The organism is Methylobacterium oryzisoli, assembly GCF_046557895.1.
Classification (GTDB): domain Bacteria; phylum Pseudomonadota; class Alphaproteobacteria; order Rhizobiales; family Beijerinckiaceae; genus Methylobacterium; species Methylobacterium oryzisoli.
On record NZ_JBKIBX010000005.1, the window covers coordinates 1 to 3,370 of the forward strand.

The following is a 3,370-nucleotide window of genomic DNA, read 5'->3' on the forward strand; positions in this document are numbered from 1 at the left end:
TCGTCCGGCGATGGGGGTGGCTTGCGCGCGTGATGCGGCAACGGAGGTCATGGACTGGTTTCCTCACCTTAAGAGTATTGTCCGACGAAGTGGTCGTCGGTTTGCCGTAGAAAATGCAACAATATCAGAGACTTGAGACAGGGTCCGATTGCGGCGCGACCGGATCCTGCACCAGAGTGGTCGCCACGCAGGCGATGATCGGCGGACGCGCCACGTCCGGCGCGCTGGCTCCCGCGTCAGCGCACGATTCCGGTATGCGCCGCTTCGTTCCTGGTCGAATGGTCGGTGACGACCCGCTCATGCGGCGGGTGTGAAGGGGTCCGGAATGGGTGTCGACCCGGCCTCAAGGCGAAGACGACCGGCTGGATCCTGGCATGTGCGTCGCTCCTCCGTCCAAGCTCGTTGTTGTTCTGTCGCTGTCCGGCCAAGCCTGGCCGAGACCGCGCGGTCGCCCCACCGCGGCAGGACCCATCCTGGCTCCGTCTTAGGTCGACGGTATACCACGGGATGAGTTTGCTCCCAGGATCGTGCCTCTGTCAATGCTGGATCTCGGTTCCGCCAGTCTTCCCTCCCGCGAATACCAACACCCTTCTGCAAAGCCGCGCCTCCGGCCGAGTGATGCCGGTGCAATCGAACGAACGTTCGCACGGATCGGCCGCCTCTATTTCGCACGTGCACGATCGATCGGGTTCGGGAGAGCCCGGGCCCGAGCCGGAGGCAGGTCGGGCGACGGACGGGCACTGGATGCCCGGCCGCGCCGGGTTTGACCAATTTCCCCTGGGCAGGCGCATCGGATACCGCCCGTTAATCTGGTCATGTTTACCATAATTGCAGTACAAAGGTCGCGAGTGACATGATGTTTCCGTTGGCACGACGCTCCGGCGCGGCTGCCACGCTCGATGCGGTCGAGCGGTCCCAGGCCACCATCGCCTTCGCTCTCGACGGCACGGTCATCGCGGCCAACCCCAACTTCCTCCGGCTGATGGGGTACGGGCTCGACGAGGTCCGGGGACAGCACCACAGGGTGTTCGTCGATCCCGCGGAGGCCGCGAGCCGGGAGTACGGGGCGTTCTGGGACGGGCTGCGCCGGGGCGAGGCCGCCAGCGGCGAGTACCGGCGATCGGCCAAGGGCGGGCGCGAGGTCTGGATCCGTGCCACCTACACCCCGGTGCTCGATGCGCGGGGGCGGCCGGTCCGGATCCTCAAGGTCGCGCTCGACATCACGGCCGAGAAGCAGGCCGCCGCCGAGACGGCCGGCCAGATCGCCGCCATCCACCGCTCCCAGGCCGTCATCCAGTTCGGCCTCGACGGGACGATCCAGGACGCCAACGCCCATTTCCTCGCCGCGATGGGCTACGCCCTCGACGAGATCAGGGGCCGGCACCACAGCCTGTTCGTGGAGGAGGCGCATGCCGCCTCGGCCGAGTACCGCGCGTTCTGGGAGAGCTTGGCCCGGGGCGAGTACCAGGCGGGCGAGTTCAAGCGGTTCGGCAAGGGCGGGCGGGAGGTCTGGATCCAGGCCACCTACAACCCGATCCTCGATTCGGGCGGACGCCCCGTCAAAGTCGTCAAGTACGCCAGCGACATCACGGCGGCCAAGCAGGTCGCCGCCGAGATGGCCGGCAAGGTCGAGGCGGCCCGGCGCTCGCAGGCGGTGATCGAATTCGACATGAACGGCGTCATCCTGGACGCCAACGACAATTTCCTGACGGTGCTCGGCTATCGCCTCGACGAGATCCGGGGCCGGCATCACCGCATGTTCGTGGCGCCGGCCTACGCCGAGGGCCGGGCCTACGCCGCCTTCTGGGACAACCTGCGGGCCGGCCGGTACTCGTCGGCGATCTACCCGCGGCTCGGCAAGGGCGGGCGGGAGGTCTGGATCCAGGCCACCTACAACCCGGTGCTCGACCCGAACGGCCGGCCCTGCAAGGTCATCAAGCTCGCCACCGACGTGACGAACAGCATGGCGGTCCGGGCGCGGGCGATCGCGGCGGCCGAGCACACCCTCGGCCGGGTGCAGGCGGTCGCCCAGGCCTCGGAGGAGATGCACACCACCTCCGTGTCGATCGCGGCCCAGATGGGGCAGTCGCAGGAGGCCGTCGGCGAGATCTCGGAGCGCATGGAGACGGCCGCGACGGCCACCGCCAAGCTCGACCACGCGGCGCAGGCCATGAACGGCGTGGTCGAGGCGATCACGCTGATCGCCGAGCAGATCAACCTGCTGGCGCTCAACGCCACCATCGAGGCGGCCCGGGCCGGAGAGGCGGGCCGCGGCTTCGCGGTGGTGGCCGCCGAGGTCAAGAACCTCGCCGGGCAGGCCCAGGCCGCGACGGCCCGGATCTCCGGTGAGATCGGCGCCATGCAGGCGGTGTCGCGGGAGGTCACCGACACGCTGGCGTCGATCCGCGCCGCGGTCGGCGCCGTCCAGGGCTTCATCGCGCAGACGACCGCGGCGAGCGAGCAGCAGCGCAGCACCACCGGCGAGGTCAGCGCCACGGTGCAGACCACCGCCGCGGGCGTGGCGGAGATCTCGCGCAGCCTCGATGCGTGGCTGGTCGGCGTCGAGGAGCGGCGCACCGACGAGCGGGTCCGCACCTCGATCCCGGCCGAGATCCGGATGACTCAGCCGGCGGGCCGCGGCACCGAGGCCGGGCAGGCGGTCCGGCTGCCGTGCATCATCCTCAACCTCTCGGAGTCGGGCGCCAAGCTCGGCGTCGAATCCCCGGCGCAGGTGCCGGAGACGTTCGAGCTGCACGCCGACGGCCACTTCACGCGGACCTGCCGCGTGATGCGGCGGCAGACGGGCGAACTGGGCGTCCAGTTCACGGATTGATCGGGCGGACGGGCGCGACGCCCCGCCGCGCGGGCCGGCGGATCAGAGATAGCTCCAGCCCGCCCAGGTGCCGCGGCGCTTGCGGCCCACCATCCAGCGGCAGGCCGCGTAGAGGGGCAGGCTGAGCCCGGCCGCGATCAGCCAGAGCTGCGCGGGAGAGCCGGCCTCGATCCGGCCCGAGGGGCCGGCGAGGCCGAAGAACCCGGCGGCGTCGTAGAGGAGGCGCAGCAGGATGAGGTGCGCGAGGTAGAAGAACAGAGGCGCGCCGCCGAAGGTGCGCAGCCCGCCGAGCCACGCCGGCGGCAGCGCCTCGAACAGCGCCAGCAGCACGAGCCCCAGGCCGAGCGTCAGCAGCAGGAAGCCGGCCGAGGGCGGGTACTTCGTCAGGTTGATGAACGCCAGCGCGGTGGCGGCCGCGCTCCCGCCGGGCGGCCAGGGCACGGGATCGCCGTAGCCGTTGAGCCCCCGCAGCACGAGGAAGGCGGCGAGCGCGGCCCCGCCGAGGGCCAGGAGCCCGCGGCGGCGCGCCGCCGCCCC

At 70.6% G+C, this 3,370-nt stretch carries 1 protein-coding gene and 1 pseudogene; one reads left to right on the top strand and one right to left on the bottom strand.

The annotated features are described in order from the left end of the window. The first annotated feature begins 856 nt into the window (after positions 1-856). Positions 857-2,833, top strand: coding sequence for a methyl-accepting chemotaxis protein (locus ACKUB9_RS06690; RefSeq protein WP_407519809.1), 1,977 nt, complete (start codon positions 857-859; stop codon positions 2,831-2,833). Between the two features lie 42 nt (positions 2,834-2,875). On the opposite strand, the pseudogene ACKUB9_RS06695 reads toward ACKUB9_RS06690, so the two are convergent. After that, positions 2,876-3,370: pseudogene (locus ACKUB9_RS06695) on the bottom strand (hypothetical protein); the annotation flags it as partial.